Source organism: Bradyrhizobium sp. JHI2711, assembly GCF_056156565.1.
This window is the reverse complement of the sequence record NZ_JBPZPT010000001.1, coordinates 2,011,325-2,035,638: the sequence shown is the minus strand read 5'-3', so window position 1 is coordinate 2,035,638 and position 24,314 is coordinate 2,011,325. Positions and strand designations below refer to the sequence as shown.

Annotated in this window: 19 protein-coding genes; 10 read left to right on the top strand and 9 right to left on the bottom strand. The window is 65.0% G+C overall.

Annotated features, from left to right (window positions below; all coding sequences use genetic code 11):
• Positions 1-20 precede the first annotated feature (20 nt).
• Positions 21-1,295, top strand: a complete 1,275-nt coding sequence (locus ACTEK7_RS09540) for an acyl-CoA dehydrogenase family protein (RefSeq protein ID WP_036016255.1) — start codon at positions 21-23, stop codon at positions 1,293-1,295.
• 142 nt (positions 1,296-1,437) lie between these two features.
• Here ACTEK7_RS09540 and ACTEK7_RS09535 read toward each other — a convergent pair whose 3' ends face one another.
• Positions 1,438-3,015: a fatty acid--CoA ligase gene (locus ACTEK7_RS09535; RefSeq protein WP_225146074.1), complete on the bottom strand. Its 1,578-nt coding sequence runs from the start codon at positions 3,013-3,015 to the stop codon at positions 1,438-1,440.
• A gap of 297 nt (positions 3,016-3,312) precedes the next feature.
• Positions 3,313-4,185, bottom strand: a complete 873-nt coding sequence (locus ACTEK7_RS09530; RefSeq protein WP_036023013.1) for an SDR family oxidoreductase — start codon at positions 4,183-4,185, stop codon at positions 3,313-3,315.
• 116 nt (positions 4,186-4,301) lie between these two features.
• Here ACTEK7_RS09530 and ACTEK7_RS09525 point away from each other — a divergent pair, with 116 nt between their 5' ends.
• The 3 genes from ACTEK7_RS09525 (at position 4,302) to ACTEK7_RS09515 (ending at position 7,372) form a co-directional block, all read left to right on the top strand.
• A complete protein-coding gene (locus tag ACTEK7_RS09525; RefSeq protein ID WP_109144462.1) occupies positions 4,302-5,111 on the top strand; it encodes a crotonase/enoyl-CoA hydratase family protein in 810 nt (269 codons plus the stop codon).
• Positions 5,112-5,251: 140 nt separating this feature from the next.
• Positions 5,252-6,796, top strand: coding sequence for an acyl-CoA synthetase (locus ACTEK7_RS09520; RefSeq protein ID WP_225146073.1), 1,545 nt, complete (start codon positions 5,252-5,254; stop codon positions 6,794-6,796).
• Positions 6,797-6,967: 171 nt separating this feature from the next.
• Positions 6,968-7,372, top strand: coding sequence for a YccF domain-containing protein (locus tag ACTEK7_RS09515; protein ID WP_036023017.1), 405 nt, complete (start codon positions 6,968-6,970; stop codon positions 7,370-7,372).
• A 73-nt stretch (positions 7,373-7,445) separates the two neighbouring features.
• On the opposite strand, the gene ACTEK7_RS09510 is transcribed toward ACTEK7_RS09515, so the two are convergent.
• The 3 genes from ACTEK7_RS09510 to ACTEK7_RS09500 all read right to left on the bottom strand — a co-directional run bounded on the left by ACTEK7_RS09510 (position 7,446) and on the right by ACTEK7_RS09500 (position 10,631).
• The gene (locus ACTEK7_RS09510; protein ID WP_225146072.1) at positions 7,446-8,870 is read right to left on the bottom strand and encodes a TRAP transporter large permease; all 1,425 of its coding nucleotides are present in this window, start codon (positions 8,868-8,870) and stop codon (positions 7,446-7,448) included.
• Complete coding sequence (locus tag ACTEK7_RS09505) at positions 8,867-9,430, bottom strand: TRAP transporter small permease subunit (RefSeq protein ID WP_085968941.1); 564 nt, start codon at positions 9,428-9,430, stop codon at positions 8,867-8,869. The genes ACTEK7_RS09510 and ACTEK7_RS09505 overlap by 4 nt, the downstream gene beginning before the upstream one ends.
• 94 nt (positions 9,431-9,524) lie before the next feature.
• Positions 9,525-10,631 (bottom strand): TRAP transporter substrate-binding protein, encoded by a 1,107-nt coding sequence (locus ACTEK7_RS09500; RefSeq protein WP_036006206.1) that lies wholly within the window; start codon positions 10,629-10,631, stop codon positions 9,525-9,527.
• Between the two features lie 1,234 nt (positions 10,632-11,865).
• Between ACTEK7_RS09500 and ppc the strand changes: the two genes are divergently transcribed.
• Positions 11,866-14,664 carry a phosphoenolpyruvate carboxylase gene (ppc, locus tag ACTEK7_RS09495; protein ID WP_074447500.1) on the top strand — a complete coding sequence of 933 codons (2,799 nt, stop codon included), beginning with the start codon at positions 11,866-11,868 and terminating at the stop codon, positions 14,662-14,664.
• A gap of 70 nt (positions 14,665-14,734) precedes the next feature.
• Here the strand turns inward: ppc and ACTEK7_RS09490 are convergent, their stop codons facing one another.
• From ACTEK7_RS09490 to ACTEK7_RS09480, 3 genes are all read right to left on the bottom strand, one after another.
• A complete protein-coding gene (locus tag ACTEK7_RS09490; protein WP_109144458.1) occupies positions 14,735-15,649 on the bottom strand; it encodes an SDR family NAD(P)-dependent oxidoreductase in 915 nt (304 codons plus the stop codon).
• Between the two features lie 187 nt (positions 15,650-15,836).
• Positions 15,837-16,976 carry a thiolase C-terminal domain-containing protein gene (locus ACTEK7_RS09485; RefSeq protein WP_225146071.1) on the bottom strand — a complete coding sequence of 380 codons (1,140 nt, stop codon included), beginning with the start codon at positions 16,974-16,976 and terminating at the stop codon, positions 15,837-15,839.
• A 4-nt stretch (positions 16,977-16,980) separates the two neighbouring features.
• Positions 16,981-17,394: a Zn-ribbon domain-containing OB-fold protein gene (locus tag ACTEK7_RS09480; protein WP_225146070.1), complete on the bottom strand. Its 414-nt coding sequence runs from the start codon at positions 17,392-17,394 to the stop codon at positions 16,981-16,983.
• Positions 17,395-17,570: 176 nt separating this feature from the next.
• Here ACTEK7_RS09480 and ACTEK7_RS09475 point away from each other — a divergent pair, with 176 nt between their 5' ends.
• The 5 genes from ACTEK7_RS09475 (at position 17,571) to ACTEK7_RS09455 (ending at position 22,707) form a co-directional block, all read left to right on the top strand.
• Positions 17,571-18,920, top strand: a complete 1,350-nt coding sequence (locus tag ACTEK7_RS09475; RefSeq protein WP_225146069.1) for an amidase — start codon at positions 17,571-17,573, stop codon at positions 18,918-18,920.
• Positions 18,913-19,599, top strand: coding sequence for a DUF2848 domain-containing protein (locus ACTEK7_RS09470; RefSeq protein WP_225146068.1), 687 nt, complete (start codon positions 18,913-18,915; stop codon positions 19,597-19,599). The genes ACTEK7_RS09475 and ACTEK7_RS09470 overlap by 8 nt, the downstream gene beginning before the upstream one ends.
• A 403-nt stretch (positions 19,600-20,002) precedes the next feature.
• Complete coding sequence (locus ACTEK7_RS09465) at positions 20,003-20,749, top strand: 2OG-Fe(II) oxygenase (RefSeq protein WP_225146067.1); 747 nt, start codon at positions 20,003-20,005, stop codon at positions 20,747-20,749.
• A gap of 9 nt (positions 20,750-20,758) precedes the next feature.
• Complete coding sequence (gene alkB, locus ACTEK7_RS09460; RefSeq protein ID WP_225146066.1) at positions 20,759-21,412, top strand: DNA oxidative demethylase AlkB; 654 nt, start codon at positions 20,759-20,761, stop codon at positions 21,410-21,412.
• Positions 21,413-21,465: 53 nt separating this feature from the next.
• Entirely contained in the window at positions 21,466-22,707 is a 1,242-nt protein-coding gene (locus ACTEK7_RS09455; protein ID WP_225146065.1) for an MFS transporter, read from the top strand.
• Here ACTEK7_RS09455 and ACTEK7_RS09450 read toward each other — a convergent pair.
• Positions 22,685-24,310 carry a thiamine pyrophosphate-dependent enzyme gene (locus ACTEK7_RS09450; RefSeq protein ID WP_225146064.1) on the bottom strand — a complete coding sequence of 542 codons (1,626 nt, stop codon included), beginning with the start codon at positions 24,308-24,310 and terminating at the stop codon, positions 22,685-22,687. The genes ACTEK7_RS09455 and ACTEK7_RS09450 overlap by 23 nt on opposite strands.
• Between the last annotated feature and the right edge of the window lie 4 nt (positions 24,311-24,314).

Sequence of the window (24,314 nt, the reverse complement as noted above, 5' to 3'; positions counted from 1 at the left end):
ATCAATCCGGGAGAGAACCTGTGGATTTCTCATTGCCTGCCGATCTCGTCGCCTATCTCGGAGAGCTCGACCGTTTCATCGAACGCGAGATCAAGCCGCTGGAACGGGCCGACGACAACATCCGCTTCTTCGACCATCGCCGCGAATGGGCGCGGACCGATTTCGAGAATGGCGGCCTGCCGCGCCACGAATGGGAGGCGCTGTTGCGCAAGGCCAAGGACCTCGCGGATGCCGCCGGGCATTTGCGCTTTCCTGTGCCGAAGCAATATGGCGGCAAGGACGGCTCCAACCTCTGGATGGCCGTGATCCGCGAGCATTTTGCCGCAAAGGGTCTCGGCCTGCACAACGACCTCCAGAACGAGCATTCGATCGTCGGCAACTTCCCCGTCGTCACCATGCTCGACCGCTACGGCCGCGACGACCAGAAGGCGATGATCGACGGCTCGATCAGGGGCAAGTACCGCATCACCTTTGGCCTGACCGAGCCGCATCACGGATCGGATGCCACCCACATGGAGACGCGCGCGGTGGCAGCCACGCGCGACAACGTCAAGGGCTGGATCATCAACGGCGAGAAGATGTGGACGACCGGCATGCACGTCGCCACGCACTGCGCGCTGTTCGCGCGCACCAGCGGCAACGATGGCGACGCCCGCGGCATCACCTGCTTCCTGGTACCGGCGAAGACCCATGGTGTGAAGGTCGAGGAGTACATGTGGACCTTCAACATGCCGACCGACCATCCGCGCGTCAGCTTCACCGACGTCTTCGTGCCGGAGGATGCGCTGTTCGGCGAGGTCGGCCGCGGCCTGTCGCTGGCGCAATGCTTCGTGCACCAGAACCGCATTCGCCAGGCGGCAAGCTCGCTCGGCGCCGCGGTCTACTGCATCAACGAGAGTGTGAAATACGCGCGTGAGCGCAAACCGTTCGGCAAGGCGCTGGCCGAGAACCAGGCGATCCAGTTCCCGCTGGTCGAGCTTGCGACCCAAGCCGAGATGCTGCGCCTCCTGATCCGCAAGACCGCCTGGGAGATGGACCAGCTCAACGAGGAGCAAATCGAGCGCACCCTGTCCGACCGGGTCTCGATGTGCAATTATTGGGCAAACCGCCTCTGCTGCGAGGCCGCCGACCGCGCTATGCAGGTCCATGGCGGCATGGGCTATTCACGCCACAAGCCGTTCGAGCACATCTATCGCCACCATCGCCGTTATCGGATCACCGAAGGCAGCGAGGAGATCCAGATGCGGAAAGTGGCGGGGTTCTTATTCGGCTATATGGGGCCGGGGAAGCATTAGAGGCTCGCACTGCTATCGTAGGGTGGGTTAGCGCTGCGATTGCGCGAAGCGCGATCGCAGGGCGTAACCCACCAGCGCCATCCGCGTGGATTGCAAAGAGGTGGGTTACGCCTACGGCTAACCCACCCTACGGCACCGCGGATCAATTCACCCGCCGATCCTTCCCCGCCCAATACGGCTCGCGCAGCTGCCGCCGCAGGATCTTGCCTGACGGATTCCTCGGCAGCGCAGGCAGGAATTCCACGCTCTTCGGCGTCTTGTAGCCGGCGATGCGCGTCCGGGTGAAGTTGATGATCTCGGTGGCAGTCGCCTGCTTGCCCGGCTTCATCACCACGATCGCCTTCACGGCTTCGCCCCATTTGTCGTCAGGCACGCCGATCACGGCGGCTTCCGCGACATCGGGGTGGTCGCACAGAGCGCTCTCGACCTCGGCCGGATAGATGTTCTCGCCGCCGGAGATGATCATGTCCTTGATGCGGTCGTGGATGTAGAGATAGCCGTCCTCGTCCATGTAGCCGGCATCGCCGGTGCGCAGCCAGCCGTCGCTGCGCAGCGTGGATGCGGTCGCCTCCGGCAGGTTCCAGTAGCCGGCCATGTTGGAGCCCGAGCGCGTTGCGATTTCGCCGACCTGCCGCGGCGGCAGCGGCTTGCCGTCCGGATCCAGGATCGCGATCTCGACGCCCGGCAGCGCCTTGCCGGCCGAGCGCATCCGCTCCAGCCCCTCGACGTGATCCTCCGGCGGCAGCGCGACGATGGTGCCGGTGGTCTCGGTCATGCCGTAGAGCTGCACGAAGCCGCATTTGAAGACCTCGATGCATTCCTTCAGCAGCGCTGCGGGAATCGGCGAGGCGCCGTACAGCATGTATTTCAGCCGCGAGAAGTCGACCGTCCTGGCGCGTGGCTGCCGCACCACGAACTGCATCGCCGCCGGCACCATGAACAGTTTTGTGATGCCCGACTGCTCGAAGAAATCCAAAACCTTGGTCGGGTCGAACTCGCGCGCGATCACGCCGCGGGCGCCGTGATAGAGCCCCATGACGCCCCACCCCGAACCGCCGATGTGAAAGATCGGCATCGCCACCAGCGAGACATCGTCGGTCGACCACCGGTTCCACTCCGGCTTGTCCTCGGCATTGCCGGATTGCACCAGGTTGAGGAAGTTGGCATGCGACAACATCGCGCCCTTCGGCTTGCCCGTCGTGCCCGACGTGTAGAGCTGGATCGCGATGTCCGTGGTGTCGATCGGCACCTTCGGATCATCGCCGCTCTGCGCATCGCGCCATGCCGTAAAATCCGGCCATTCCGGCGCGCCGCCCTCGGTGGTGATGACGGTGCGCACGCTTGGTATCTGCTCCCGGATCTGGCGCACTTGAGTGATGAACTCCGGCCCGACGAACAGCACCGGCGCCCTGCAATCCGAGACGATGAAGGCGACCTCGGGCCCTGCCAGCCGCCAGTTCACCGGCGCCATCACGACGCCTGTCTTCATCGCCCCCATCAGGAGCTCGAAATAGATGTCGCTGTTCTTGCCGAGATAGGCGATGCGGTCGCCCTTCTTCACGCCCATTGCGAGGAGCGCGTTCGCCACCTTGTTGGTCTTGATGTCGAACTCGGCGAAGATGGTGGTGCGGCCCTCGAATTCATAGGCGATGGCGCTGCCGCGGCTCTTTGCACGCTCGCGCACCATGTCGGCGAGGTTCGCCAGTTTCTGTATGGACATGTTTCTCCCGCAGGCGTTTGTTTTTATGCCCGGGAGTGTGGCGTCATCCGCCGGTGAAGACAAGATGGGCTCCGCTGTCGTCCCGGACAAGCGCGCGCCTCAAGCGCGCGCAGATCCGGACCCATAGCCACAGGAAGTTGTTTGGCGAAGACACGCAGTTACCTGTCTCGCGCCACGACTGCTCCCTGTGGTTATGGGTCCCCGCCCCCGTGCGCTTTGCGCACTAGGCGGGGACGACAACTGGGGGCGTGGTGAAAACGTCAGCCCCTTACATGTCCGCGCATTTGCAATGCGCCGTCATCCCCGCTTCGCGCGGTCCTTCTCGTTCTGCGCCATGATGCTCTCGCGCGCGGTCTTCCAGTCGTCGTCGCTCCAGTCGCGGAGCTGGTAGAAGTTGCCGCCCATGGCGAGCGCCTGGGCGCCGTCCATGGCGATGGTCTCGCCGTTGATCCAGTCGCAGCCGCCGGAGATCAGGAACACGGCCACGTTCTGCAGTTCCTCCATGGTGCCGACCCGGCCCATCGGGTTCATCGCCCTGGTGCGCGCGCCGGCTTCGTCACCGGGCTTGATGCGCTTGCTCATGCCCTCGGTCGGGATTTCGCCCGGGGCGATGGTGTTGAGGCGGATGCCGTGTCGTCCCCATTCGGTGGCAAGCGACATCGTCATGGCGTGGATCGCCGACTTGCTCATCGCCGAGGGCACCACGTAAGGCGAGCCGTTGCGCACCCAGGTCGTGGTGATCGAGACGACGTTGCCGGGCTGCTTCAAGGCGATCCAGCGCTTGCCGACCGCATGTGTCACGTAGAACGTGCCGTGCATGACGATGTTGGCGACCGCATCGAAGCCGCGCGGCGAGAGCTCCTCGGTCCGAGAGATGAAATTGCCCGCGGCATTGTTGATGAGGTCGGTGAGGGGGCCATCGCGGAAGATGCTCTCGATCATCTCCTCGACCGCAAGCGCGTTGCGGATGTCGACGCCGTGGCTGGTGACGCGGCCGCCATACAGATCCATCAGCTCGGTTGCGGTCTCGTCGCACACGATCTTGCGCCGACCGCAAATGTGCACCTCGGCGCCGAGCTGGAGAAAGCGCGCCGCCATCGATTTGCCGAGACCGGTGCCGCCGCCGGTCACGAGAATGCGCCGGCCGGCCAGAAGATTTTCCTTGAACATGGCTGTTTCCCCCGTAGGGATTGTCAGTTAATTGGTCGATTGACTAAATCCGGCCGCCGGCGTCCTGTAAAGCGGCACTGAACAAGAACAGGCAAGAACTAGGGGAGAATTCGTCCATGGAAGATCGCGTCTCGATCTCGATCTCGGAAGGCGTTGCCGACGTGCGCCTGGTGCGCGCCGACAAGATGAACGCGCTGGATCAGCCCATGTTCGAGGCCCTCGTCGCCGCAACCGACCGGCTTTCGAAGGAGAAGGGCGTGCGCGCCGTCGTGCTCTCGGGCGAAGGCCGTGCCTTCTGCGCTGGATTGGACATGGGGCGTTTTGCCGCCATGAAGGAGAAGGGCGGCAACGGAATTCCGGGTGGCGAAAATCGCGATCTCACGGTGCGGACCTATGGCAAGGCCAACTTCGCGCAACAGGCGGTGTGGGGCTGGCGTCAGCTTCCGATGCCCGTGATCGCGGCCGTGCATGGCGTCGCCTTCGGCGGCGGCTTCCAGCTCTCGCTCGGCGCCGACATGCGCTTTCTCAGCTCGGATGCGCGCATGTCGATCATGGAGATCAAATGGGGCCTCGTGCCCGACATGGCTGGCACGCCGATCCTGGCCTCGCTGGTGCGCGATGACATCCTGCGCGATCTCACCTACACCGGGCGGATCTTCTCGGCGCAGGAGGCGCTGGCTTACGGCCTCGCCACGCGCATCTGCGACGATCCGCGCGCTGCAGCGCTTGATGTCGCGCGCGAGATCGCAGGGAAAAGCCCCGATGCGATCCGCGCGGCCAAGCGGATGCTGAACAATCTCTCGGTCGATCCGGGCCCGGCGCTGCTCGCCGAATCCGTCGAGCAGCAGAAGCTGATCGGCAGCCCCAACCAGACCGAGGCCGTGCGCGCCAATCTGGAAAAGCGCGCGCCGAATTTTGCGGATTAGCTTTGGGTCATTCCGGGATGCGCCGTAGGCGCAGGCCCGGAATCCATCGAGCCGCATCGTTCGCTGTGAAATGGATTCCGGGTTCGATGCTGCGCATCGACCCGGAATGACGGCACAAACAACAACAAAGAAAAACAACAATGAGCCAAACGTCCCCCTTCCTCGGCATCGTCTCCGGCGAGCGCCGCCGCTCTCACGGCGAGGTCACTGAGCGCGCCGACCGCATCGCCTCCGGCCTCGCCAAGATCGGCGTCCGCCAAGGCGATTGCGTCTGCATGCTGATGCGCAACGACATCGCCTTCCTGGAAGCCGCCTACGCCGCGATGCGGCTGGGCGCCTATGGCGTGCCGATCAACTGGCACTTCAAACCGGAGGAGATCACCTACATCCTGAAGGATTCCGGCGCCGCCGTGCTGATCGCTCATGCCGACATGCTGCACGGTTTGCGCGATGCGATTCCTGAGGGAGTCACCGTGCTCAGCGTGCCGACGCCGCCGGAAATCCGCTCCAACTACAAGATCGATCCCGATCATCTGAAGACGCCGGACTTCGCGATCGATTTCGAAGCCTGGCTCGCGCAACACCCGCCCTATGACGGCCCGATCGTGCCGCAGCCCATGAACATGATCTACACGTCGGGCACGACAGGCCATCCCAAGGGCGTCCGCCGCAACGCGCCGACGCCGGAGCAGCAGGCTGCCGGTGAGCGCATGCGTGCGATGATCTATGGGCTCAAGCCCGGCGCCCGCGCATTGCTGCCGGGGCCGCTCTATCATTCCGCGCCGAACTCGTTCGGCATCCGCGCCGGCAAGCTCGGCGGGGTGCTGGTGCTGATGCCGCGCTTCGAGGCGGAGGAATTCCTGCAGGCGATCGAGCACTACAAGATCGACACCATCTTCATGGTGCCGACCATGTTCATCCGCCTGATGAAGCTGCCCGAGGAGGTGCGCAGGACGTACGACGTCTCCTCGCTCCGCCACGTCATCCACGCCGCCGCGCCGTGCCCGGCCGACGTCAAGCGCGCCATGATCGAATGGTGGGGGCCGGTGATCTACGAGTTCTACGGCTCGACCGAATCCAGCGCCGTGACCTTCGCGACGTCGGAGGACGCGCTGAAGAAGCCCGGCACCGTCGGCAGGATCTCGCCCGGCGCCGAGCTGCGCTTCATCGGCGAGGATGGAAGCGTGCTCGGGGTCGGCGAGATCGGCGAGATCTATTCGCGCATGGCCGAGATGGCCGATTTCACCTATCACAACAAGCCGGAGAAGCGCGCCGAGATCGACCGCGACGGCTTCATCACCTCCGGCGACGTCGGCTATATCGATGAAGACGGCTACGTCTTCATCTGCGACCGCAAGCGCGACATGGTGATATCAGGCGGCGTCAACATCTACCCGGCCGAGATCGAATCCGTGCTGCATGCGGTGCCCGGCGTGCATGATTGCGCCGTGTTCGGCATCCCCGACGCCGAGTTCGGCGAGGCGCTGATGGCGGTGGTGGAGCCGCAACCCGGGGTCACGCTCGCTGCTTCCGATGTCCGCGCCGCGCTGAAGGCGCATCTGGCCGACTACAAGGTGCCCAAGCACATCGAGATCCGCACCGGCCTGCCGCGCGAAGATTCCGGAAAAATCTTCAAGCGCCGCCTGCGCGATCCCTATTGGGAGCAGGCGGGCCGGAAGATCTAGCTACTTCGTAGCCCGGATGGAGCGAAGCGTAATCCGGGATCTCTCGCCCTGGAAAGATCATCCCGGATTACGCTTCGCTCCATCCGGGCTACGCCCCGCGCGCTGGAAGCGTCCTGGCACGAACAAATTCCGAGCCTATATGAATGGGATCATCCACCTCCGGATCATCCCATGGCCCCCGTTTCCATCCTTCTCAACATCCTCTGGATCCTCATCGGCGGCGCCTGGATGGCGTTCGGCTGGCTGATCGCGGCCGTTGTCATGGCGATCACCATCATCGGCCTGCCCTGGGCGCGGGCGGCGTTCAACATCGCCGTCTACACGCTGCTGCCGTTCGGCTCCCGGGCGGTCAACCGCTACGATGTCACCGGCGTCGAGGATATCGGCACCGGCCCGCTCGGGGTGATCGGCAACATCATCTGGTTCGTGCTCGCTGGCTGGTGGCTGGCGCTCGGTCACCTCCTGACCGCGCTCGTTCTCGCCGTCACCATCATCGGCATCCCCTTCGCCTGGGCCCATCTGAAGCTCGCCGGCATCGCGCTCTGGCCGATCGGCAAGGTGATCGTGCCGGCTTAGGACGTTGCCTCAACATCGGCGCTCGGCGGCAGAGCGGAGCCGTGTGGCGCCGTCGCGGACTCAATCGCGCGCGCTACTTCTTTTTTGGTGTCAACCAGTCCTCGTCTTCCAGGGACGGTGCTTGTTTCTGCTGTTCCAGGATTTTTCTGTACTCCTCCGGGATCACCTGGCTGCGAGATGCTTCATGCAGCGTGTGCGGGAACCAGGTCGCAATGCCGGGGAAGGCAATCATCAGGCCAACGCAGATCACCTGCAGCACCATGAACTGGAACATGCCAGCGTAGATCGTTCCGAGACTCCAGCCCTTGACCACCTGCTTGAGATAGTACGCTGACATGGCGACGGGCGGCGACAGGAAGGCGGTCTGCAGCACCACCGCAACCAACGCTCCGAACCATATGAGGTCGATGCCCATGCCTTTCACGACAGGATAGAAGATCGGCAGAAACACCAGGATGATGGCCGGCCACTCAAACGGCCACCCCAGCAGGAAAATGAGAAGGAGCACGACAATCAGCATGAGGCTCGGCGGCAACTGCAGGCTGAGCATCGTCTCGGTGATCCAGTTCGCTGAGCCAAGGCGGGCGAACACCGCACCGAAAATGTTCGACGTGACCGCCAGCAGGAGGACCATGCTCGACGTCGCCATCGTCGAGATCAGCGCCCGTTGCAGTCCGCTGAGCGAGAACCTGCGATATGCGATGGCCAGGATCAGCGCGCCGACGCTGCCGATGCCGGCGGCCTCCGTCGGCGTCGCAAGCCCCCCGATGATCGAGCCGAGCGTCGCCGTGATGAGCCCGAGCAGCGGCAGCGTTCCGACGGCCACCTCGCGTGCAATGTATCCAGCGGAGTAGATCCGCTCATCCTTTGGCACTGGCGGCCCGAGCTTGGGATTGATGAAGGAGCGGCCCATCAGATAGATGATGTAGACGCCGGCCAGCAGAAAGCCCGGTCCGAAGGCTGCAGCATAGAGATCGGCGACCGAAACCCCGAGCACCGGCCCCATCACGATCAGCATGACCGACGGGGGAATGAGAATACCGAGCGTGCCGCCCGCCGTGATGGTGCCCGCTGAAAGCTTGGCATCATAGCCCGCCTTCGTCATGATCGGCGATGCCATGATGCCAAGAACGGTGACGGCTGCGCCGACGATGCCTGTCGCCATCGCGAACACGGTCGAGGTCAGGATGACGACGAGGAAGAGTGCGCCGCGCACCGGCGCAAGCAGCATGCGGAACGCCGTAAAAAGGCGCTCCATGAGTCCCGCCTGCTCGGTGATGAAGCCCATGAAGATGAACAGCGGTACGGCGGCGAGAAGTTCTTCCTTCATCATGCCGATGGTCTGGAAGTAACCAAGCTCGAAGACCGTCCCGCCCATGCCCCAGTAGCCGAACGAGAAGGCGAGAAACAGCAACGTGAACGAGATCGGCACACCGATGAAGATCGCGCCCAGCAGCACCAGCAGCATGATGAGGCCGATGAGCGCTTCTGCGGTCATATCTCGACTTTCTCCTTATGCTCCAGCTCGACGCCGGTGCGCGCCATGTAGATGCTCTTGATCAACTCGGACACGCCCTGGACCAGCAGCAGGAGGCAGGCGAGCGGCACGACGAATTTGAACGGCCACAGCACGGGCCGCCAGGGAGTCTGGTCCGAAGTCTCGTTGATCAGCCAGGCGTAGTGAAATTCGTTCCAGCTGATCAGGAACAGCATGATCAGGCTCGGGAAGAAGAAGACGACATAGGAGATCGTATCGATCCAGCCCTTCCTACGGATCGAGAACTTCTCCCAGAAGAAGTCGGTACGGATATGAGCACCCTTGTGCAGCGCGTAAGCGGCGCCAAGCATGAAGAGCGAGCCGTAGAGCATGTAGGTTGCGTCGTAGGCCCATATGGTCGGCGCGTTGAACAGGTAACGCGCCCCAACCTCATAGGCGACGGCGAGAACCAGCGGCACCGAGAGCCACGAGATGATCGTGCCGGTCCGGTCGGTGAAGCCGTCGATCATCCTGATGATAGCCAGAAGCGCCGGTGGCTGCCCGCCTGTTATCTCAGCCATGCCTCGCCCCTTTCGCCGATCATTCGTGCGGCGCAAAGCAGGCCGCCTGCGTGCGAATTGAGGGCGGTCAAATCGGCCGCCCTCGGAGGAAGTCCTATTTCTCGGTTGGGAAGTAGTAGTTCGCCATGAAGGAGTATGGCGGGAAGTAAGACCTCTTGTACGGGACCACAGCGCTGGCATACGCCTTCTGCGAGTCGTGCACCTTCTTGAAGAACGGGTTCCTGGCGCCCTCGGCGGCCGCGATCTCGTCCCACTTCTTGATGAAGGCCAGCAGGATCTCCGTCGGCGTGCGGAGAATCTGTACGCCGTGCTTCTGCTGCATCTCAATCAGCGCATCGGCGTTCTGGCGCTGCCACTTGGTCCACCAGACGAGGAATGTCTCGTTGGCCGCCGACTTGATGATCTCCTGATGTTGCGGGCTGAGCTCCTTCCACACATCGCCGTTGATGACGAGCTCGCCGACCGTCACGTTCTCATGCAAGCCGGGTGAATAGTGATACTTCCAGACGTTGTGGAAGCCGAGCTGCATGTCCTCGATGCCGCCGACCCATTCGGCGCAATCGATCACGCCGCGTTGCGCGGAGGGAATGATTTCTCCGCCCGGCATGTTGACCACCGTGAAGCCGAGCGCCTGCCACACTTCGCCGGCCATGCCGGTCTGGCGGCATTTCATGCCCTTCATGTCCTCGACCGTCTGGATCGGCTTCTTGAACCAGCCGAACGCCTGCGGCCCTGCAGGCAGGATTGGAAACACGACGAGGTTGAGCTTGAGCTCCTTCTGATAAAACTCGTTGTAAAGCTCGAGGCCGCCGCCGTGATAGAGCCAACCCATCACGTCCATGAAGTCCATGCCGAAGGTGCCGCCGGGACCGCCGGTGAACAGGATCGCGGTCTTGTTCTTGCCGGTCCAGTAGCCGGCCCACGCATGCGCTCCGTCGAGCACCTTCTTGTTGGTTGCGTCCAGCACCTCGAACGCCGGCACGACCTGGCCGGCGGGCATCGCCTCGATCTTCAGCGCGCCGGCTGACAGCTTGTTCACTCGATCGACGAAATAGGTGAAGTTGTCATAGAGCGTGAGCGACGCCGGCCATGTGGCCTGCATCTTCAACACCTTCGTCTGCGCCATGACTGTTGTGGTGGATACGACAAACGCCGAAGCGATCAGGGCAACGGCGACCAGTCCCAGAAACATGCGTTTCATGAGCCATCTCCTCCCTTGGACAACGTGACCGCGGCGAACTATTCTCTTCGTTGTTCTTGGTCGCCAAGTCTTCAAACCACGTCTGTCATCATTCTGCCACCATCGCCGCAAGTTGTCATCTTGCTTTCTGGCGGTGGCAAGCGCTGGAATTGGACATGGTCGAGACGTCAGCTCTTTGACCCTTCGGCGACGAACCTCCATTCGTTTGTTGCGCTGGCTGTCGGTGGCAAACCAGACGCCGGGGGCGCCTTTGGCTGCGGCGGGACGCGGCCAGGCGATGCGGCGCACACCATGCCTCGCGTTGCCCGACGGGCAAAACACGCCAATGCAGGTCAAGTGGCGGGAGTGCAAATATTCTGATTGACCGAATTCGCTGTTTCGGGTAAACCGCAGCACATCCCGGCTCGTCAAAGGGACGTTTCGCGATCGTCACGATATGTAGGCCAGGATGCGATGGACGCGGCAGCGCCGGCGCGTGACGGGATGGCAGGGCGGGCAAACCCGTGAGCCATCGCGATCCGCGGCACGACACGGTGTGGTCTCAACGTTGCTTTTCGGCATTGGGGGCGAGCACGCGCGAGCTTCCGACAGTCCGGGAGAGACGTCCGCGGACGGCAAAAGCGTGTGGTCCTGACGCCCGGGGTCTGTGCGTCAAGGCTTGCGGTGGTGAAGCGGCCCGACCGGGTGCGCGCATCAGTGATCCGCAAGGCGACTGGGGCAATAGTGCATCGCTCCCCGGGGAGAGCGCGCCATAAGCCGTAAAACCATTGCGCAGGGAAGGCCCGGATGTTCCGGCATCACCTGTGGTCACCCCGCGTGCGTCTTGTCGCGTGCGGACCTTGGGTGCCGGCTGGCGCCCGGCCTTCCCTGCGCCCTTGCTTCTCGATGAGGGCGAAACGGAAAGCAAAACTTCGGGCGCCTGCGCCGCGAGACCGCGAAGGCATGCTTATTATACGACTAGCTATTTTCTCGTGCCCCGGACGCAGCGCAGTGCGCCGCTCCTTCGCGGCGTGGTGCGCTGCAGAGCCGGGGCCCATTGCGGCGATGTGCTCTGAGGCTCCTGGGTCCCCGCTCGGCGCAGCAACGCTCGAAGGCGTTGCTGCTTGTCCGGGACACGAGGACGTCGCACTCCGATCCACGGTGCGTCGCCCCAACTTCATCTTGCACTGCGGTAGAAAAGTATCGCACACTCCGCCGGACCGGGCCGCCAAGGGCGCGAGCAGGGGAGCGAGCCATGTCCCTCCAGACCGTACCATCCGACAGCACTGAGCAGCGCCCCAACCGCCCTGAGGATGTCCAGGCGATGGAGGCCGATGCCCGGCTGCGGGACGATATCCGCCTGCTCGGGCGCATTCTGGGCGACACCGTGCGCGACCAGGAGGGCGCCGACGTGTTCGACCTGGTCGAGCGCATCAGGCAGACCTCGATCAGGTTCCACCGCGACGAGGACCGGCTCGCCCGCCGCGAGCTCGAGCAGATCCTCGACAGCATGTCGACCTCCGAGACGGTGCGGATCGTCCGCGCCTTCAGCTATTTCTCGCACCTTGCCAACATCGCCGAGGACCAGAACAACATCCGTCAGATGCGCGCGCGCGCGGCGGCCAAGAATGGCGGCTCCGGCGTGCTGGCGGAGACACTGGCGCACGCCAAGGCGGCGGGCATTGGTCCCGACCAGCTCCGCAACTTCTTCAAGACCGCGCTGGTCAGCCCGGTGTTGACCGCGCATCCGACCGAGGTCCGCCGCAAGAGCACCATGGACCGCGAGATGGAGATCGCAGCCCTGCTCGATCGCCGCGAGCGGGTTGCACTGACCGCGGAGGAGGCGGCTGCCAGCGACGAGCAGCTCCGCCGCGAGGTGCTGACGCTGTGGCAGACCAACCTCTTGCGCCGGACCAAGCTCACCGTGCTGGATGAGGTCGCCAACGGCCTGTCGTTCTACGACTACACCTTCCTGCGCGAGGTGCCGCGGCTCATCAACGCGCTGGAGGATCGGCTGGAGGAGAGCGGCGAGCAGGCGGCCGGCGACCTTGCCTCGTTCCTGCGCATGGGCAGCTGGATCGGCGGCGACCGCGACGGCAATCCCTTCGTCACCGCCGACGTGATGCGCGGCACGCTGCGGCTGCAGTCGAGCCGGGTGATGCAGTTCTATCTCAACGAGCTGCACGTGCTCGGCGCGGAGCTGTCGATCGCAGCCCATCTCGCCGACGTCTCCGAGGAGCTGCGCACGCTTGCGGAGCGTTCGCCGGACACCTCGCCGCACCGGAGCGGCGAGCCCTATCGCCTGGCAGTCTCAGGCATCTATGCCCGCCTCACCGCGACGGCCGAAAAGCTCGAAGTCGAGATCACGCGCCGGCCTGTCGGCAAAGCGGCGCCTTACGAGAGCGTCAGGGAGCTGCTAGCCGATCTCGACGTGCTGCATCGCTCGCTGATCTCCAACAACGCCCGCGTCATCGCGCGCGGCCGGCTGCGGCTCTTGCGCCGCGCGGTGGATTGCTTCGGCTTTCACCTGGCCCGGCTCGACATTCGCCAGAACTCGGCCGTCCACGAGCGCACCATCGCCGAGTTGATCGACGCCGCCAATCCCGGCATGTCCTATCTCGCGCTTGGCGAGGACGCTCGCATCTCGCTGCTGACCAACGAATTGCGCTCGACGCGCGCGCTGGTCTCGCCCTTCGTCAAATACAGCGACGAGACGATGGGCGAGCTCAACGTGTTCCATGCCGCCGCGGAAGCGCATGCGAAATTCGGCTCGGACGCCATTCCTCAATGCATCATCTCGATGTGCAAGGGCATGTCGGACATGCTCGAGGTCGCCGTGCTCCTGAAGGAGGTCGGCCTCGTCCATCCCTCCGGCCGCAGCGCCATCAACATCGTGCCGCTGTTCGAGACCATCGAGGATTTGCAGGCTTCGAGCAGCATCATGGACCGCATGCTGTCGTTGCACGATTACCGCCGGCTCGTCGACAGCCGCGGCAGCGTGCAGGAGGTCATGCTTGGGTACTCCGACAGCAACAAGGACGGCGGCTTCGTCACCTCGGGCTGGGAGCTCTACAAGGCCGAGATCGGCCTCGTCGAAGTGTTCGAGCGGCACCACGTGCGCTTACGCCTGTTCCACGGCCGCGGCGGCTCGGTGGGGCGCGGCGGCGGGCCGAGCTATGACGCCATCATCGCGCAGCCCGGCGGCGCGGTGAACGGCCAGATCCGCATCACCGAGCAGGGCGAGATCATCTCGTCGAAATATTCCAACACCGAGGTCGGCCGCAACAATCTGGAAATCCTCGCCGCGGCGACGCTGGAGGCAAGTCTGCTGCATCCGCGCCAGAGCGCGCCGCGCCGCGAATATCTGACCGCGATGGACGAACTCTCGAACCTCGCCTTCAAGGCCTATCGCGGCCTCGTCTACGAGACCGAAGGCTTCGTCGAGTACTTCTGGTCGTCCACCGTCATCAACGAGATCGCCACGCTCAACATCGGCAGCCGTCCGGCTTCGCGCAAAAAGACCCGCGCGATCGAGGATCTGCGCGCGATTCCCTGGGTGTTCTCCTGGGCGCAATGTCGCCTGATGCTGCCGGGCTGGTACGGCTTCGGCAGCGCGGTCGAGCAGTGGATCGCGGAGCATCCAGAGCAGGGCATGCCGTTCCTGAAAGAGCTCTACCAGGAATGGCCGTTCTTCCGCATGCTGCTGTCGAACATGGACATGGTGCTGGCCAAGAGCTCGATCGCGATCGCCTCGCGCTATGCCGAACTGGTGCCGGACGAGGCCTTGCGCGAAAAAATCTTTGGCCGCATCCGCCGCGAATGGCATTCCTGCATCGAGACGCTGCTCGACATCATGGGCCAGGACCGGCTGCTCCAGGGCAACCCGCTGCTGGAGCGCTCCGTGCGCCACCGCTTCCCCTATCTCGATCCGCTCAACCACGTGCAGGTCGAGCTCTTGAGAGAGCACCGCGCGCAGAACCCCGACGAGCAGGTGCTGCGCGGGATCCAGCTGACGATCAACGGGATTTCGGCGGGCTTGCGGAATACGGGGTAGGGCAAATTGCGAATGGCGAGTAGCGAATAGAAACCCTATTCGCCATTCGCCACTCCCTATTCGCGCAATCTCACACCGGATCCCAGGTGAAGATGTCGGCCGAACGATCGAGCTTGTAGAACGAGCCCTTCAGCGCCGGCATGCCGTGTTCCGCGATCGACTGCGGAGTCCAGCCTTCGCTCCGCTGCACCGAGCGGATCGGACGGTTCTGGCTGAACAGGAAGATCTCGTTCATGCGCACGCCAAAGATCTGGCCGGTGACGTCCTTGGCGGAATCGCCGAGCAGATAGCCGCAGAGCGGGGCGATCTTCTCCGGGCCCATCTGCTTGATCTTCTCGACACGCGCCTTCTCGGCGTCGGTCTCGGTCGGAATGGTGCCGATCATGCGGGTCCAGGCGAACGGCGAGACGCAGTTGGAGCGGACGTTGAAGCGGCCCATGTCGAGCGCGATCGACTTCGACAGCCCGACGATGCCGAGCTTGGCCGCGGCGTAGTTGGCTTGGCCGAAGTTGCCGATCAGGCCGGAGGTCGAGGTGAAGTGCACGAACGAGCCCGACTCCTGCTCGCGGAAGATGCGCGCTGCGGCGTGGCTGACGTAGAACGAGCCCATCAGATGTACCTTGATGACGGCTTCGAACGCTTCCACGCTCATCTTGTGGAAGATCATGTCGCGCAGGATGCCGGCATTGTTGACGACGCCGTCGAGCCGGCCGAAATGATCGGTCGCGGTCTTCACGATCTTGCTGGCGGGGATCGCTTCCGCGACGCTCTCGAAATTGGCGACCGCCGTGCCGCCGCGCTTCTTGATCTCCTCGACCACCTCCTCGGCGGGCGCCGCGTTCGCGCCCGCGCCGTCGGCGGCTCCGCCGGGATCGTTGACGACGACCTTGGCACCCTCGGCGGCGCACAGAAGCGCAATCTCGCGCCCGATGCCACGGCCTGCGCCGGTGACGATGATGACCTTGTCTTGCAGTGATTTGCTCATGTGGGTTCTCCGCTATGCGTTCCGGCGTTTCTTACCTCGCCCCGCTTGCGGGGAGAGGTCGGATCGCATCGAAGATGCGATCCGGGTGAGGGGGTACAGGTCTCGCGGCCATCTCATCCGTGGAGAGAGGCCCCTCACCCCAACCCTCTCCCCGTAAGAACGGGGAGAGGGAGAGGCGAGCGGCGCATTACCTCTCGTTCGTAAACACGATCGTGCCACTCGCGGCGAACATGCCGCCGACACCATGGCACACCGAAATCTTCGCGTTCGGCACCTGTGCCGGCGCGATGCCGCGCATCTGGCGCACGCTCTCCTGCAGCGCGTACATGCCGTACATGCCCGAATGCATGTAGGACAGGCCGCCGCCATTGGTGTTGAGCGGCAGTTTCCCGCCGGGACGCGTGTTGCCGTCGGCGATGAACTGGCCGGTTTCCTCGTAAGGCATGAAGCCGAGGTCGCCGAGTCCGAACAACGGCAGATGCGCGAAGGCGTCGTAGATCATGAGATGGTCGACATCCCCGTGCGCGATGCCGGCTTCCTTGAACGCCAGCGGCCCGGCGGTCTTGAACGCACGCGAGGAGTTGAACGTCTCCATCTGGCTGACCATCGGCGTCTCGACGCTCTCGCCGGTGCCCATGATGTAGACCGGCTTGCGCGGAAAATCCCTGGCGCGGTCGGCCGAGGTCAGGATCAGCGCGCCGCCGCCGTCGGTGACGAGGCAGCACTGCAGAAGCCGGAACGGATAGGCGATCATGCGCGAGTTGAGGACATCGTTGACCGTGATCGGCTCCTTCATCATCGCGCGCGGATTCTTCGCCGCCCATTCCCGCTGCACCACCGCCACTGAGGCAAGCTGCTCGTGGGTGATGCCGTAGGTCTTCATGAAGCGCAGCACGGGAATCGGGAACATGCTTGGCGGGCCGTAGACGCCGTAGGGCGCCTCGAACTGGCCGTTGAGGCTGTCGGCCGGCGTCGAGCGCGGCAGTTTGCCGATCATCGACTTGCCGCTCTCGGCATGGGTGATCAGCACGGTCTTGCACAGGCCGGCCTCGATCGCCGCAGCGGCATGGCGGACATGCAGCATGAAGGAGCAACCGCCGACCGAGGTGCCGTCCACCCAGGTCGGCTTGATGCCGAGATAGTGGCAGACCTGCTGCGGCGTTTCGACCGCGGTGGCAAAGCCGTCGATGTCGGACAGTTTCAGTCCGGCGTCGGCAATGGCGTTGAGCGCGGCATCCGCGTGCAGCTGGAGCTGCGAGGCGCTGGGAATGACACCGAGCTCGGTGGTCTCGGCCGCGCCGACGACGGCAACCTGGTTCTTGCGCATGGCCTTACCCCTCCGCCGGGCGGAAGACGGGGAGGGTGATCTTGTCGTCGAGCTCCTGGAACGCGACCTCGAGCTTCATGTCGAGTTCGAGCGCCTCGGGGGTCTGCGGGCAGTCGATGATGTTGCTCATCATCCGCGGGCCCTCGTCGAGCTCGACCACCGCGATGGCGTAAGGCGGCGTGAAGCCCGGCGCGGCCGGACGATGGTTGATCACGTAGCTGTAGAGAAAGCCCTTGCCGCTGGCCTTGAAGATGCTGACCTTGCGCGAGGCGCAGGAGGGGCAGAACGGGCGCGGCGGGAAGTAGACATGGGCACAGGCATCGCAGCGCTGCAGGCGCAATTCGCCGGCCTTGGTGCCGTCCCAAAAGTGCTGGGTCTCCGGCGTCGGTTTCGGTCGCGCGCGCTGCGGTTCGGCCATGTGGGCGGCTCCTCCCAAAAGCAGGCCTCGCGCCCGCCGGTTTCGAACTTGATGCGACAATCGACCATGGCGCGTCAACGGTCCAGCAATGCGCATGCATGCCATCATGCGCACAATGCTTGTGTCGAGCTGAGCCAGCGCTATAGATTGCGCGCGAAATATTCCGTGAGACAGACATGCCTGATTTTCCGACACTGGCGCAGCTTGCCGAAGACCTCGAAAGCGGCCGCACCACCTCCCGCAAATTGGTCGAGGCCTGCCTCGCCAGGATCGCCGACCCCGCGGGCGAGGGCCAGCGCGCCTTCATCCATGTCGACAAGGACGCCGCGCTCGCGGCGGCCGATGCGATGGATGGCTTGCGCAAGGCCAAGGCGGCGCCGTCGCGCTATGCGGGCATCCCGGTCTCGATCAAGGATCTGTTCGACATCAAGGGCCAGGTGACGCGCGCCGGCTCGCGCGCGCTGGATGACTCAGCCCCTGCCGAGCACGATGCCGCGACGGTGGCGCGGCTGCGCAAGGCCGGCTTCGTCGTGATTGGCCGCACCAACATGACCGAGTTCGCCTATTCTGGCATCGGCATCAATCCGCATTTTGGCACGCCGAAGGGGGTCTGGAACCGGTCCGAAGGCCACGTGCCCGGCGGCTCGTCCGCCGGCGCGGCGGTGTCCGTGCTCGACGGCATGGCGCATGGCGCGCTCGGCACCGACACCGGCGGCTCCTGCCGGATTCCGGCCGCCTTCAACGGCATCGTCGGCTACAAGCCGACGCAGCGCCGCGTGCCGCTCGACGGCTCGGTGCCGCTGTCGTTCTCGCTCGATAGCATCGGGCCGCTGGCACGATCGGTCAGTTGCTGTGCCATACTCGATGCCGTGCTCGCGGCCGAGCCGATCGTCGCCTTGAGGCCGCGGCCGATCCAGGGCATGCGCCTCGCGGTGCCCACCACGATCGCGCTCGACGACCTCGACGCAGAGGTGGCCAAGACCTTCGAGCGCGCGCTGAAGACGCTGTCCGATCACGGCGCCATCGTCGAGCGTATCGAGATGGCGGAGTTCCATGACGTCGGTCCGATGAACGCGAAGGGCGGTTTCGCGGCGTCCGAGAGCTATGCCTGGCACCGCTATCTGATCACGGCCAAGGGCGATGTCTACGATCCCAGGGTGGCCGTGCGCATCATGCGCGGCGAGGCGCAGAGCGCGGCCGACTACATCGATCTGCTCAACGAGCGCCGCTCGCTGATCGCGCGCGTCAATGCGCGCATCGCGCCCTATGACGCCCTGGTGCTGCCGACCACGCCCAACACACCGCCGAAGATCGCCGACCTCGCCGACGATCAGGCGTTCGCCCGCGAGAACATCCGCGCCTTGCGCAATTGCAGCCTGATCAACCTGATCGACGGTTGCGCCATCTCGCTGCCCTGTCATCGCGAGGGCGACGTTCCCGTCGGCCTGATGCTGGCGGGCGCAGGCGGCTCGGACCATCGCATCTTCGAGCTTGCTGCTGGCATGGAGGCCGTCATTCGTGTTTGATCTCACGTTCACTGTCGATGCCCAGGACACCACCACGCCGCTGACGCTGGCGATCGACCAGCTGGTCATTGCCGGCTGGACCGGCCGCGACACGGTCGCGCGCGACAAGCACATCGCCGAGCTGGAGGAGATGGGCATCGCCCGCCCAGCCTCGACGCCGATCTACTATCGCGCCTCGGCGCGCCGGCTGACCCAGGAGGACAGCATCGAATGCACCGGTGGCGATTCCTCCGGCGAGGTCGAATTCGTGCTGATCGGCTGGCAGGGCCGCATCTTCGTCGGCTGCGGCTCCGACCACACCGACCGCAAGGTCGAGGCCTACAACGTCACTGTGTCCAAGCAGATGTGCGACAAGCCGATCGCCTCGACGCTGTGGGAGCTCGAGGACGTCATCGGCCATTGGGACAAGATGATCCTGCGCTCCTACGCCACCATCAAAGGCGAGCGCGTGCTCTACCAGGAGGGCACGTTGGATGCGATGCTGCCGGTCGCCGACCTCATCGCGCGCGGCTTTGACGGTGGCAAGTTCCCAGACGGCTGCGCCATGTTCGGCGGCACGTTCGCCGCCAAGGGCGGCATCCGCCCGGCGGATCGATTCGACTTCGAGCTGGAAGACCCCGTGCTGAAGCGGACCATCAGGCACGGCTACGACGTGACGACGTTGCCGGTGAGGGGGTAACTCGCGCCACAAGCGACGGCCTCGTAGGGTGGGCAAAGCGAAGCGTGCCCACGTCTTGCGAAGACGTGGGCACGGCGCAAGAGCGCCTTTGCCAACCCTACGAAACTGCCGGTGAGGGGCTGATCTCTCTCCGCGTCATTGCGAGCGAAGCGAAGCAATCCAGGGTCTCCGCGGAACCAGTCTGGATTGCTTCGTCGCGAGGGCTCCTCGCAATGACGGTGGAGACGATCATCGGAAATCGGGTGGTTGTGGCGCCCGGGATCTGCGACACCCACATCCGTCATTCCGGGGCGCGCTCACTTGGGCGCGAGCCCGGGAATCCATACTCCCGATCGTGGTTATGGATTCCGGGCTCGCGACTGCGTCGCGCCCCGGAATGACGGATGTGGATAGGATCGTCGCCATGGCCATCGCGAAACTCGTTTCCGCTCTCGATGAAACAGCCAACCTCGCCGCCCATGTCGATGCCCTCGACTGGCCGCAGATCACCGCCGAGCTCGACACCCAGGGCTGCGCCGTCCTGAAGAACCTGCTGACGCCTGACCAATGCCGCGCCATCGCCGCATTCTATCCGGACGATGCGCACTTCCGCAGCCGCATCGTGATGGGCCGCCACGGCTTCGGCCGCGGCGAGTACAAGTACTTCGCCTATCCGCTGCCCGATCTGATCGCGCAGCTCCGCCCGGCGCTCTACGCGCATCTTCAAGCCGTCGCCAATCGCTGGAACGAGGCGATGGGGATCGATATCCGCTATCCCGCCGCACACGCGGCGTTCCTGAAGCGCTGCCACGATGCCGGGCAGGCGCGGCCGACGCCGCTGCTGTTGCAGTATGAGGCTGGCGACTACAATTGCCTGCACCAGGACCTCTATGGCGAGCACGTGTTCCCGCTCCAGGTCGCGATCCTGCTATCCGAGCCCGGACGCGATTTCAGCGGTGGCGAGTTCGTGCTGACCGAGCAGCGCCCGCGCATGCAGTCCCGCGCCGAGGTGGTGCCGCTGGCACAGGGCGACGCGGTCGCCTTCGCTGTGCATCATCGTCCGGTGCAGGGGACACGCGGCACCTACCGCGTTAATCTCCGCCACGGCGTCAGCCGGATCAGGTCCGGCCAGCGCCACACGCTGGGTGTGATCTTCCACGATGCCAAATGAGCGCTGCCATTGACGGGTGATCTGTTCGACAGCCTCGCCGAGGCGCAGCCATCGCGCGAAAAGATCGCCGACGGTGCCGTGCTGCTGCGCGGCTTCGTCAAGCCGATCGAGAGCGGGCTGATCGAAGCGGTGCGCGCCGTCGTCGCGCAATCGCCGTTCCGGCGGATGACGACGCCGGGCGGCCATCTGATGTCGGTGGCGATGACCAATTGCGGCGAGCGCGGCTGGATCACCGATCACACCGGCTATCGCTACGACCCGATCGATCCGCACACCGGTGCGCCATGGCCGGCGATGCCGCCGCTGCTCCGCGATCTCGCCCGCCGCGCCGCGGAGCAGGGCGGCTTTGAAGGCTTTGCCCCCGATGCCTGCCTCGTCAACCGCTACGAGCCGGGCACGCGGCTGTCGCTGCATCAGGACAAGGACGAGCTGGACTATTCCGCGCCGATCGTCTCGGTCTCGCTCGGCCTGCCCGCGACCTTCCTGTTCGGCGGCCTTGCGCGCGCCGACAAGCCGCGCCGCTTCCGCCTCGTCCATGGCGACGTCGTGGTCTGGGGCGGGGCCAGCAGGCTCGCCTATCACGGCGTCGCGCCGCTCGCCGACGGCGAGCATCCGCTGCTCGGCCGGAAGCGGATCAATCTGACCTTCCGCAGGACGCGCTGACGCGTTTCCTCGCCACCTTCGCTCGTCTAAGCTTCGGGCGGAGAGGCGGCGACATGACCACCACACAGAGCTCGGCCGGCACGGGCACGGCGAACCGCACGGGGCTTTATCTCGCAGGCCTGCAATTGGTGTTCACGCTGGGCTGGACGACCTACGTCGTCTACCTGCCAAAGCTGGCCGCAGAGGTCGGCATCGCGCCGTCCGCCGTGATCCTCATCCTGATGCTGGATCAGGCGATCTTCACCATTGCCGACACCGCGATGGGAATCGCCGCCGACAGGCTCGCGCCCCATGTCGGCAGGCTCGGCCTGTTCGTCGCCCTCGTGACCGCGATCTCCTGCGGCGCCTTCGTCGCGCTCCCCTTCGTCGCCGGAGCCGGCGCGGCGGCGCAGGGCTGGTTCATCGCGCTGATCGTGGTCTGGTCGATCACGTCCTCCGCGTTGCGGGCGCCGCCGCTGACCTTGCTCGGCAAGTACCGCGCCAAGCCGCAGGTGCCGTTCCTCGCCGCGCTGACCATGCTCGGCTACGGCGTCGCCGGCGCGCTCTCGCCCTATCTCGGCGTGGTGCTGCGCGAGCACGATGCGCGGTTGCCGTTCGTGATCTCCAGCGTGGTGCTGCTCCTGACCGCGCTCGGGCTGTCCTGGATCGAGCACGACGTGGCGCGCGACACCGTGCCGCCCACACCGGACGAAGCGGCAGCACCGCTCGGTCTCGTCCCGATCACCTTCATCGTCGCGATGGTCGCGCTCGCACTCGGCTACCAGCTGCACTTTGCCATGAACAGCGCGCCGTTCTATTTGCGCTTTGCAGCTCCCGGCGACCTGCAATGGCTGATGCCGGTGTTCTGGATCGGCTTCAACATCGCAATGTTTCCGGCAAGCCTCGTCGTCAAGCATCGCGGCGGCCTCGTCGTGATGGGTGCCGCGGGCTTGTTCGGTGCGGTGGCGATTGCGGCGGCCGAGTTCGCCGGCAACCTCAACACGCTGATCGCCGCGCAATTTCTCGCCGGAGCTGCCTGGGGCTGCATGCTGATGAGCGCGGTCTCGGCTGCGCTCGCGATCGGCTCGACCGGCGCGGAAGGCAAGGTCACGGGCCTCGTCTTCTCCGCGCTTGCCCTCGGCACCTTCGCGCGGATGGCGGCGGTTGCCGGCGGCCTGCAGAAGATGCCGGAATACGCGCCGCTGCTGCACTGGGCGCCGGTCGCCTGCTGGTCGGTCGCAGGCGCCGGTCTGCTGGTGATTGCAGCCGCGCGGCTGCAGGGAAGGTCCGGCCTCAAGGCTTCGGCGGGTGAATGAAGGCCCACGGGCTGACTTCGGAATCCCTGGGCACCTCGACGGAAATCAGCACCGGCCCGCCGTGGCCGAGCGCCTTCTCCATCGCCGCGTTGAACTGCTCCGGCGCGGTGACGCGCGCCGCGGCCACGCCAAAGGACTCCGCAAGCTTGACGAAATCCGGATTGATGAGGTCGGACGCCACCACGCGGCCATCGAAATGCTGGCGCTGGTCGCGGCGGACATTGCCATAGGCGTTGTTGTTGAACACCAGCGTCACCACACCGATGTTGAACTGCACGGCGGTGGCAAGCTCCTGCACGCCGAACATGAAGCCGCCGTCCCCGGTGATGGCCACCACCGGCTTGTCGGGATTGGCGACCTTGGCGCCGAGCGCGGTCGGAAAGCCCGAGCCGAGTGTGCCCTGGTAGCCTGAGGTGATGAAGGTGCGCGGCTGGTACACGGGAAAGCCGTACCAGGAGGCGAAGCCGACCTGCGATAGTTCGTCGGTGACGATCGCGTTCGCCGGCAGTACCTCGCGCAGGATGTTGAGATAAGCCATCTGCGGCTGGACCCGCTGGATCTCGGCTTGCGCGGCCGCGGTGGCCTCGCGGATCGTGCCGCGCCGTCCGGAGGTCTTGCTGTAGCCGGCCTTGCCCACGGCGGCAGCGAGATCGCGGGTCGCGGCCCTGGCGTCGGCGACGATCGCAGTGTCGGACGAGAACCGCCGCATCTCGACCGGATCGATGTCGATGCGGATGCACTTCAGGCCAGCGGGCCGATACGGCCAGCGCGACATGGTCGGCAGCTCCAGCCGCGTGCCGATGCCGATCATGAGATCGGTGTTCGGCCACAGCCTGTAGGCCGCGGCCATGGTGAGCCCGAGCTCGTGCGCATTGGAGACGATGCCGCGGCCGCTACGGAAGGCGACCACGGGCGCATCGATCATCTCGGCGAGTTCGAGGATCTCCTCACCCGCTTCGATCGCGCCGCTGCCGACGAAGATCATCGGCGCCTTGCTGGTCCTGATGAGCGCGGCGGCCTGCTTGATCATATCAGGATCGGGCTGCGGCGCCGGCAGCGGCTCCAGCACCTGCGCAGGCACTGTTGCCGCGCGCTGCGTGAAGACGTCCCAGGGCATCTCGACCGAGGCGGGGCCGCGCCGTCCCGACATCATCTCCTGGAACGCGCGTGCCACGATCGTCGGCGCATTGCCGGGATATTCGATGCGCTCGGCCCATTTCACATAGGTGCGCAAGGTTGCGAGCTGGTCCGGCATCTCATGCAGATGGCCGCGACCCTTGCCCAGGAACGAAGTCGGCACCTGGCCGGTGACGCACAGCACCGGCTCGTTGCAGCCGAACGCGGTGAGCAGCGCCGCGCTGGCATTGAGCACGCCCGGGCCGGGCACCACGCTGAACACGCCGGGCCGGCCGCTGGAGCGCGCATAGCCGAATGCCATGTAGCCGCAGGCCTGCTCGTGCCGCGCGCCGATCACCTTGAGCTGGGCCTGGTGGAAGGCGTCGAACAGGCCGTAGACCTGCGCGCCGGGCAGGCCGAACACGGTGTCGACGCCGTGGGCGACAAGCCCGCTTACGATCGCTTCGCCGCCGGTGAGGCTGGTCATTTGG

Excerpts from the sequence above, each read along its gene's own strand:
- ACTEK7_RS09510 (WP_225146072.1), bottom strand. The coding sequence starts at position 8,870 with ATGACCGCAGAAGCGCTCATCGGCCTCATCATGCTGCTGGTGCTGCTG.
- ACTEK7_RS09465 (WP_225146067.1), top strand. The coding sequence starts at position 20,003 with ATGGCCATCGCGAAACTCGTTTCCGCTCTCGATGAAACAGCCAACCTC.
- ACTEK7_RS09530 (WP_036023013.1), bottom strand. The coding sequence starts at position 4,185 with ATGTTCAAGGAAAATCTTCTGGCCGGCCGGCGCATTCTCGTGACCGGC.
- ACTEK7_RS09485 (WP_225146071.1), bottom strand. The coding sequence starts at position 16,976 with ATGCGCAAGAACCAGGTTGCCGTCGTCGGCGCGGCCGAGACCACCGAG.
- ACTEK7_RS09535 (WP_225146074.1), bottom strand. The coding sequence starts at position 3,015 with ATGTCCATACAGAAACTGGCGAACCTCGCCGACATGGTGCGCGAGCGT.
- ACTEK7_RS09500 (WP_036006206.1), bottom strand. The coding sequence starts at position 10,631 with ATGAAACGCATGTTTCTGGGACTGGTCGCCGTTGCCCTGATCGCTTCG.
- ACTEK7_RS09515 (WP_036023017.1), top strand. The coding sequence starts at position 6,968 with ATGGCCCCCGTTTCCATCCTTCTCAACATCCTCTGGATCCTCATCGGC.
- ACTEK7_RS09480 (WP_225146070.1), bottom strand. The coding sequence starts at position 17,394 with ATGGCCGAACCGCAGCGCGCGCGACCGAAACCGACGCCGGAGACCCAG.
- ACTEK7_RS09475 (WP_225146069.1), top strand. The coding sequence starts at position 17,571 with ATGCCTGATTTTCCGACACTGGCGCAGCTTGCCGAAGACCTCGAAAGC.
- ACTEK7_RS09525 (WP_109144462.1), top strand. The coding sequence starts at position 4,302 with ATGGAAGATCGCGTCTCGATCTCGATCTCGGAAGGCGTTGCCGACGTG.
- ppc (WP_074447500.1), top strand. The coding sequence starts at position 11,866 with ATGTCCCTCCAGACCGTACCATCCGACAGCACTGAGCAGCGCCCCAAC.
- ACTEK7_RS09520 (WP_225146073.1), top strand. The coding sequence starts at position 5,252 with ATGAGCCAAACGTCCCCCTTCCTCGGCATCGTCTCCGGCGAGCGCCGC.
- ACTEK7_RS09450 (WP_225146064.1), bottom strand. The coding sequence starts at position 24,310 with ATGACCAGCCTCACCGGCGGCGAAGCGATCGTAAGCGGGCTTGTCGCC.
- ACTEK7_RS09455 (WP_225146065.1), top strand. The coding sequence starts at position 21,466 with ATGACCACCACACAGAGCTCGGCCGGCACGGGCACGGCGAACCGCACG.
- ACTEK7_RS09490 (WP_109144458.1), bottom strand. The coding sequence starts at position 15,649 with ATGAGCAAATCACTGCAAGACAAGGTCATCATCGTCACCGGCGCAGGC.
- ACTEK7_RS09505 (WP_085968941.1), bottom strand. The coding sequence starts at position 9,430 with ATGGCTGAGATAACAGGCGGGCAGCCACCGGCGCTTCTGGCTATCATC.